The organism is Polaromonas sp. P4_F9 (assembly GCF_056401235.1).
The window spans coordinates 1-8,557 of record NZ_JBFUJT010000062.1 but is presented as its reverse complement, the minus strand read 5'-3'; the positions used below and the strand labels follow the sequence as shown (position 1 = coordinate 8,557).

6 protein-coding genes are annotated in these 8,557 nt (G+C 56.4%); 4 read left to right on the top strand and 2 right to left on the bottom strand.

The features are described from left to right. Nucleotides 1-154 precede the first annotated feature (154 nt). Complete coding sequence (locus AC1DUB_RS27820; protein ID WP_477732310.1) at nucleotides 155-1,825, bottom strand: asparagine synthetase B family protein; 1,671 nt, start codon at nucleotides 1,823-1,825, stop codon at nucleotides 155-157. Between the two features lie 34 nt (nucleotides 1,826-1,859). Further along, entirely contained in the window at nucleotides 1,860-3,089 is a 1,230-nt protein-coding gene (locus AC1DUB_RS27815; protein ID WP_477732309.1) for a right-handed parallel beta-helix repeat-containing protein, read from the bottom strand. A 250-nt stretch (nucleotides 3,090-3,339) separates the two neighbouring features. Between AC1DUB_RS27815 and AC1DUB_RS27810 the strand changes: the two genes are divergently transcribed. The 4 genes from AC1DUB_RS27810 to AC1DUB_RS27795 are packed head-to-tail and all read left to right on the top strand — an operon-like array spanning nucleotide 3,340 to nucleotide 8,484. Further along, nucleotides 3,340-4,485, top strand: a complete 1,146-nt coding sequence (locus AC1DUB_RS27810; RefSeq protein ID WP_477732308.1) for a glycosyltransferase family 4 protein — start codon at nucleotides 3,340-3,342, stop codon at nucleotides 4,483-4,485. Between the two features lie 12 nt (nucleotides 4,486-4,497). Next, nucleotides 4,498-5,757 (top strand): glycosyltransferase, encoded by a 1,260-nt coding sequence (locus AC1DUB_RS27805; protein WP_477732307.1) that lies wholly within the window; start codon nucleotides 4,498-4,500, stop codon nucleotides 5,755-5,757. A gap of 11 nt (nucleotides 5,758-5,768) precedes the next feature. Beyond that, the gene (locus AC1DUB_RS27800) at nucleotides 5,769-7,040 is read left to right on the top strand and encodes a glycosyltransferase (RefSeq protein WP_477732311.1); all 1,272 of its coding nucleotides are present in this window, start codon (nucleotides 5,769-5,771) and stop codon (nucleotides 7,038-7,040) included. Nucleotide 7,041: 1 nt separating this feature from the next. Continuing rightward, nucleotides 7,042-8,484, top strand: a complete 1,443-nt coding sequence (locus AC1DUB_RS27795) for a lipopolysaccharide biosynthesis protein (protein WP_477732306.1) — start codon at nucleotides 7,042-7,044, stop codon at nucleotides 8,482-8,484. Nucleotides 8,485-8,557 lie beyond the last annotated feature (73 nt).

Sequence of the window (8,557 nt, the reverse complement as noted above, 5' to 3'; positions counted from 1 at the left end):
GTACTGGCTAGGCGAGCCGCCGCAGACAGTGCTCTAGCACGGCAAGGCGGCACAACGACGCCAGGAGGGTTTTGTTAGCGGCTCTTAATCGTGCTCAAATTGGCCACTTGTCGGCGTTATATCAGAACAGTTTGCTACGAGAAAAATAGCAACTCTATTTTGCCAGACTGAACTGCGGTGCCTTGGCCGCAAGCCACTGCTCCAGCATCATCAATATCCACACCATCTCGCCATAGTAGCCTGGGTGCTCGGGCAGGCGCTGCGTTAGCAGGGCCTGAACAAAATCAGCCCGCACCACACCACGCTTGGCCAGGCCGTGTAGCGAGGCGGTGGCCAAGACTTTGAGGGCAAGGTGGGTGTTGGCCCACACCCCAAAGGGCAGGCCAAAGCCCTGCTTCTTCTTGCTGATGATCTCGTCTGGTAAAAAGCCGCGCAGGGCCTCTTTAAAAAACCAGCGCAGTTTCAAGCCCTTGAGCTTGTAATGGGTGGGCAGCCGTTGCGAGAACGCCACCACCCGGTCGTCCAGCATCGGGAAGCCCACGTTCACCCCCGCCAGCGCGGTAGTGCCAATCACCTTCGGCAAATCACAATCCGCCAATGTGTAGCGCCAATCAAAGGCCAGCATGCGGTTCACCAGGCCGTCAGTGCGAGTCTCCGCCCAAACGCAGCGCTGCTGCCGGTCAGGATTTTGCTGATCCACCTGAGCAAGCAGCACTGGTGTCAGCATCTCCTGCACACCCAAGCGGTACAGCAGGTTGTAGGTCATCATACGGTCAGGCATCGGTACCGTTGCCTGGGTAACATAGCTGGCGGCTTTTCGTATCAGTGGAATCTGATTCATGACCCCCAGCTTGGAGATGGGTTCCAGTAGACCATTGCGCAGACCAGCTGGAATGCTGTCGTACCAGCCAAACACTCGTTGTTTAGCGTAGCGTGTGTTGCCGCCAAACAGTTCGTCGCCGCCATCACCCGCCAGTAGCTTGCTCACGCCGTCTTCACGAGCCATCTTGGCGCAATAGTAGGCAGGCAGAGCGGATGAGTTCCCAAAAGGTTGGTCATACGATGCCGCTACAAGGGCTATGCTGCGTACCAGGTCATCAGGCGTGACGTAATACTCGTGGTGTTCGGTCTTGAAGTGTTTGGACGCCAGACGCGCATATTCCATCTCGTCATAGCCTTGCGCGTCAAAGCCGATCGAGTAAGTGGCCGCTGTTTTGCCACTGGCGAGGGCCACCATGCCCGCCACCGTAGAGCTGTCGGTGCCGCCACTGAGAAAACAGGCCGGTTTGCCTCCATCAAGCTGCGAAGCTACTGCGTCGTGCAGCAGTTGCCTGAATTCATCCTTTAGCGCGTCAAACGAGGCGTTTTGCTGTTCGTCGAAAGTTGGCGCCCAGTACGGCGCCACAGTCAATTGGCCATTTTCAAACAAGGCGTAGTGCGCTGGCGGCAGCCGGTAAATGCCCTTGTAGATGGTGCGCGGCGATGGGATGACGTGAAAGTACAGGTAGTCAAAAATCGCTTGTGGGTCGATCTCGGTGCTGGCGTCAGCCAGCTCATCGGCGCGGGCAGCAAAGCGTATTTGCCCGTTGTCCACGCGATAGCACAGGGTGCGGATGGCAAAGCGGTCCACCGCCAGGAAGGTGCGCCCTGGCCCGCACAGGCCCACTGCAAAGTCGCCGGTCACGCCGCTTGCTGCCTGCGCCCCCAAAGCTACCAAGGCCTCGCGCCAAGCTGCCAGCACGCCCTCTGCTAAAGCCAGGCTGGCCAGGCGCGAATCAGAAAACCGTGGCGAGCCCAGTATGAGCGATGAATCCTGATCAGACATGAAGCGGGCCATTCAAAAGAAAAAATGAAAGGCACTACTTGAGGCTTTGCAGCGCACCCGGGTGACGCGCTGCGCCCTTGAGCCGTATCGTTTTTCTYGGATGCGCATACTCGCTGTCAGGCATCAGGGCTTGGTCGTTAGCCACGCCGGCGTCGACAGCGCGGCCTAGCAGTTTGGAATTGTGCTTGAGCCGGTAGTCTTCACGCGCGGCCAATTCGAACTCGTCCCAGTCCACTGTGAAATTGTTTCGGTAGTCACCGGGTCCGGCCGAGTCAAGTTTGCTCAGTCCCACCAGCAGGTTGTTGACGGCCTTCACAATCACATTGCCGGGTTTTACGCGCAGGAACACGCCGCCCTGGGGTCGGTTGTCTACCAATGTATTGTTGACAAAGTAGAGCTCATTCCTTGGCCACTTGTAGTCCTCGGTGCCATATGAGATAAGGTTCGGGTTTTCCGTCTGCGTGCCCTGCTGGATGATGTTGCCAACGACGTAGGCTATGCCGCCATTTGGGAATTCCAGCTCATAACTGGCGCGGCCCCCTGACTCGTCGGTCAGCCGGTTATAAAAAATACGATTCACTGCCGCCCGACTCTTGAGCAGATGGCCAACGCGGGCATGGTGAAAATAACTACCAGTTACAGATAGGTGCGCGATAGCGCCGACGTAAAGATTGTGCGTAAGACCATCTCCATAGCCGTTAAGAGCAAACTCACTGTTCTCTATCTTGAGCACGAGTTCAGGAAAGTTGCTGGTCAGGATACCGTTTTCATTCTTCAGAAAGGTGCAATCGCGCACGGTCAGCGAACCTTTTTCAAACCTGATGCCTGCTGCGTTGTGGTCTGGAACTGTTGCACCAGAAAATTCAAAGCCTTCGACGGTCATCCCCTCTGCGCGTACCACCCATATACCTTTTCCTTCCATCGCCGCACCGTTCGCGATAAGACGTGCCCTGCCACCAATGGCGCGCAGACTCAAATTGTTCTGGGTCCACAAGGCCACATCAGCGACATAGTCCCCAGCATCCACCTCCACGGTATCACCATCCTTTGCCCGCCTGGCCGCTTCGGAAATGGTTTTGATAACGCGGTTAGCCCCTACGCGAATGACCAGCCTGGTATCCGATACGGGTTCCGCTGGCGCAATGGATTGAGCTGCATTAGCCAGTGGTACCGGTGCCACACCTGCCAAGGAGAACAGAACCATCAGGAAAAACTTGTTTGCTTGTTGAACTAACACTTTATTTCCTTTGCCTTGGACGGACATGTATTATTTTGATGAGTAGACCGTTCACAGCTTATCGTGTAATGTCATCCATCAATCTGCCTGTCCGTTTGATGTTTCGCAAAAAACAGCGCTTACCCCCGTTTCGAAAAAAGATATGAATACCTGCGACACGCCCAGTGTGCTGCAGGGTAGTTTGTGCTTAACACTGCCTATTTGATATAAATCAAATGGCGCTCTTATCCTAGCGGCTTAGTGTCGTTGCGTAGTTATTTTTTATCGATGAATATTTATGGATGTGCAGAAGCCCTTCAGGGAAGGTGCCATGACACAGCGAAAGATTCGCGTGTTACACCTGTTGTATGCCTTGGGGGTGGGTGGAACCGAGCGCCGTGTATTGCGACTCGGGCTTGGGCTTGACCCCAATTGCTATGACGTCCATGTCCTGACCATGCGACCCGTTTTAGGCGGCATGCTGCCTTGGCCCCAAGAGCGCCACACCTACTTCCCCGTCAAACCCGGTTTTCAATGGGCACGGCTGTTTGCCTTGACCAGGTTCATGCGGGACGGTCACTTTGATGTGGTGCACAGCCACAACTGGGCCACCATGTTCTATGGTGTGCTGGGGGGGCGTTTAGCGAGAGTGCCCGTCGTATTGCACGGGGAACATGGCCGCAACGATGCGGATCGCGCAGGAGTCCCATGGAAGCGCGAACTTCTCTCGGCCTTGCTGGCCCGCTTGGCGACACGGGTGGTTGCAGTCAATGACGCAATTTCGGCTGATATACAAGTGCGCTGGAAGCTGGGCGCGCCAAAAATTGTCTGCATCCCCAATGGGGTTGACCTGAACCGGTTCATACCGCGTGCAGCTGATGCCCGAGCGAACGACGAATTCGTCATCGGCACCATTGCCCGCTTTGATAGCATCAAGAACCTGCCCTGTCTGGTGCGTGCCTTTGAACGCGTGCACTGTACCCACCCGCAACTCAAGGCGCGGCTGATTATGGTCGGTGCTGGTCCGGATTTCGATGCGGTTCGCAATCAGGTGCGCCTCGGAAATTCAGCAGCAAGGATTGATTTCGTTGGCGAGACTGACAGGCCGGAGCAGTGGTATCCCCGTTTCGATCTGTTTGTTAATACCTCGTTTTCCGAAGGCATGAGCAACTCGATTCTGGAGGCCATGGCCTGTGGTGTTCCGGTGGCGGCCTCTGCCATTTCAGGTAATTTATGCTGGCTACGGGAGGACATTAACGCCTTATTTTTCCCCTCGGATGACGATGCGGCGTTGGCCGATAGATTGATCCGTTTTGCATCAGACCGTGCCTTGGGAAAACGTATCGGCGCAGAAAACCTACGCCGTGTGCACGCAGAATATGACAACCGTGGCTTTCTCAGTCGGTATGACGCCCTTTATCTGCAATTACTGGCAAAAGGCTAGCGAGCACCTTTTATGAAAGTATTATTTCTGACGATGTGGTATCCCAACTCGCAGGACCAGGTATCGGGAACTTTTGTGCATGAGCAGGCAGAAGCATTGCGCAAACAGGGGGTCGACGTGCGGGTCATGCACCCGCTCCCCATGGCGCCCTTTCCGGTGACTTTGGTAAAGAAATCATATCGGGATCTGGCCGCCGTGCCAGATGAAGAACTCGATGCCGGGCATCCGAAGTATCACCCCCGCTATCTGACCTTGCCCGGACACCGCCTTTATGAGCGGGTTGGTGACTGGATGTATCACGGGATCCGCAGCCGGATCAAGTCCCTGTACCGGGACTGGCCTTTCGATATCATCCATGCCCATGCCACCTATCCTTGCGGTTACGCTGCTAACCGCTGCCGGGATGAACTGTTTCCCCAAGTCAAGGTAATACATACCATACACCGCACTTGCATCATTGATGCCCCCAACTACAACCGGGCATGCTTTGAAAAGGTCCGTATCAGCCTAGAAGGAGCCGACTTCAATGTTTTCGTTAGCGGTGAAGGGATGCGGCTCGGGCTTGCCTATACCGAGGGCCAAATTGCCGAACGAAGCCAATACATCACCAACGGCGTCAACACTGAAAAGTTTTCGCTGAGCGATGCGGAACTGCAAGAAGTGCAAACCCTCAAGGCCGCTCACGCAGATACCTGGAACCTGGTATTTGTGGGTTACCTAAAGGAGGTAAAGGGTATCAAGGAACTGCTAGACGCGACCAGGAACCTGGTGGCGCATGGTCAGCGAAATCTGCGCCTGTTTCTGGTGGGCGACAACCAGTTGGGCTCGTACGTCGATGATTATCTTGCGGCGAACGGCTTGCTGGATGTCGTGGTGCGGATCGGCGCTGTGCCGCACCAGCAAGTCAAGATATGGATGCGTTTCGCCAGCGCCTTTATCTTGCCATCTCATTCGGAAGGAACGCCGACAGTGCTGTTTGAAGCCTTGTTCATTGGGGCGCCGAGTATTTTTACCCAAGTGGGAGGCGTCGGAGATATTGTGACCGACGGACAAGAGGCGCTGTTGATACCCTCCCGTTCGGTACCCGCTATCGAGAAGGCCATCGCAACATTTATGACCGATCCGCAGCTCTGCCAGAAACTCGCTACGCGCGGTCACGAACTTATTAGAGGCCAGTTTACCTGGACGCTTAATGCGCAGGCTCACATGGGCGTATACCAGCGTCTGCTTCGCCTTGGTGCCATCAAACTCAAAAATGTGGAGCCTGCGTGAAACGAGTCTTGATGATTGCCTACCACTTCCCGCCTCTGGCAGGCAGTAGTGGCATCCAACGAACATTGCGGTTCGTGCAGCATTTGCCATCGTTGGGATGGCAACCCCTGGTGTTGAGTGCAGACCCTCGCGCTTATGAAAAAACCAGTGACGATCTACTGACCGATGTGCCACCTGGCACAGTGGTGCGGCGCGCCTTTGCGCTGGATACCGCCCGCCACCTGCAACTCAGGGGGCGCTACTTGGGCTGGATGGCCCGCCCAGACCGCTGGATCAGCTGGAAGTTTGCCGCTATCCGTCAGGGGCTCAAGCTGATTGATGAGTTCAAGCCCGATGTCATCTGGTCCACTTACCCCATCGCTACCGCGCACGTCATTGCCTCCGAACTGCACCGCAAGGCGGGCATTCCATGGGTGGCTGATTTTCGTGACCCGATGGCGCAAGAAGGTTACCCGGCGGACCCGCTTACCTGGCAGTGCTACAAAGACATTGAAGCAAGCGCTGCAGAGCACGCAAGCTACTGCGTTTTTACAACGCCCGGCGCCGCACGCATGTATCAGCAGCGCTTTCCTTCTACAGCTGACCGTATGGTGGTGCTGGAGAACGGCTATGACGAAGAGAGCTTTGCGTCTGCTGCGGTGCAGCCAGGGTTATCGCCCCAGAGTCACAGCGCCGCTGACCCTTGCGAGCGCCCGTTGGTCATGCTGCACAGTGGCATCGTTTACCCATCAGAGCGTGACCCAACTCAACTGTTTACGGCACTTGGCCACCTGCAAAAGGCGGGCACGCTGAGCCCGGCTGACCTGCGCATCCGTTTTCGCGCGCCGGTGCATGACGACCTGTTGCGACGTTTGGCCCAAACCCACGGTGCGCAAGATTTTATTGAGCTGTGCCCCGCCATTTCTTACCGCGAGGCGCTGGCCGAAATGCTGGCGGTTGATGCCCTGCTGGTTATGCAGGCCAGCAACTGCAATGCCCAGATTCCGGCGAAGATTTACGAATATCTGCGGGCCGGAAAACCCATACTGGGTCTGACAGACCCGGAGGGAGATACCGCTGGCGTTCTGAGGGGGGCGGGGTTAAATGACATAGCGCGTCTTGATTCGGCGGATGAAATTGCGCTTTTGTTGCCTGCGCTGGTGCGTCAATTGCGCGAGGGCAGGGCGGTGCTGCCGCAAATACTGGCTGTGCAACAGGCCTCGCGGCGCGGGCGTTCACAGGCCCTGGTGGCTTTGCTGAATCAAATGACTGCTGCGCAAAGCGTTTCAGCAAGCACGCGCTGAAATGTCCACCCGCAAATCGCTTTTTTTCTCCTTTCTGGATCGCTATGCGAGTCTATTGATCGCCGTAGCGTCTTCCATGGCGATTGCACGCCTGCTGACGCCTACTGAGATCGGGGTGTTTTCGGTCACCATGGTGCTCCTGATGTTTGTGGCGACCGTGCGGGACATGGGTGCAGGCCAGTACCTGATACAGGAAAAAAACCTCACAACCGAACACATCCGGGCCGTGTGGGCCGTGCAATTGGGCTTGGGCCTGGGGCTGGCTTGCGTGGTGCTGCTGGCCAGTAATCCCGTAGCGGTGTTCTACAACGAGCCCCGCATGCGCGACATCATGCTAGTGGTGGCTTTGAACTACGCGATCAATCCCTTTGGCTCGCTCACCTATGCGTGGCTGATGCGGGAAATGCGGTTTGAGAGCGTTGCGCTAATGCGATTTAGCGCCGGCCTTGGCGGGGCGCTGGTGTCAATCTGGCTGGCCTGGAAGGGCTATGGCCCCATCAGCCTGGCTTTTGGGTCGCTGGCTTCTACCGCGGTCAATGCACTGATGGCGATTTACTTTCGGCCAAAGTCTTTTCCATGGGTGCYCGGCCTGGGAGAGATTAAATGCGTCTTGGTGTTTGGCTCACAGCTCACGGCCAGTTCCATCGTAACGGTCATTTCAAATAGTGCGCCGGAGCTTTTGCTTGGCAAGTTGCAAGACCTGACTGCTGCGGGGCTGTATTCTCGCTCCAGCGGTCTGGTGAATATGTTTCACCGGCTCTTTGTGGATGCGGTGGGTGCCGTGTGCCTGCCCTGGTTTGCCAGGCAATCACGCGAACAAGGCAGTTTTGTTGATCCCTTCCTCAAAGCCACAGGGTACGTTACGGCATTTGGCTGGTCGTTTTGTCTCGCGGTCGTTTGTCTGGCGCACCCCATAGTGCGTGCCTTGTATGGCAACCAGTGGGACCAGTCGGTTGACCTGGCGCGTCTGCTGGCAGTGGCCATGCTTTTCAGCGTGCCAGCTGCTTTGTGCAGCACGGCGCTGTTGTCATCCGGCRCAGTTACCACTATTGCTCGTGTGACTGTTTTCAGTGCGATTCAGAGCATGGCGTTTGTGGCGCTCGGTGCTTCGCTAGGTCTTATGGCGCTGGGTTTCGCCATGATCGCGTCCGCAGCGGTGAGTGCCACTCTCTGGCTGCGAGCAACGAACAGGCACATTGACCTGACATTACGCGGGCTGCTCCCCACCTTGCGCAAGAGTGCGGTGGTTGCCTTGCTGGCGGCGATTGGACCGGCCCTCGCACTATGGCTTTACGGTCCCTATCCTGAAGTTTTAGTGATGCCCCTTGTGTTGGGCGGCGCAGGCGGTCTGGCAGGTTGTGTGGGGGGGATTTTTCTTGTTGAGCATCCACTGCGGGGGGAGGTCATGGCGGTCTGGGCAAAKATCAGGCGGCAAGCAGTTTGAGCAGAAGTCATCATGCCGCGAGTCGTCAAGAGGTAGGCCAGCGCGGAACCAGACGTCTGGTGTATGTCAGGTA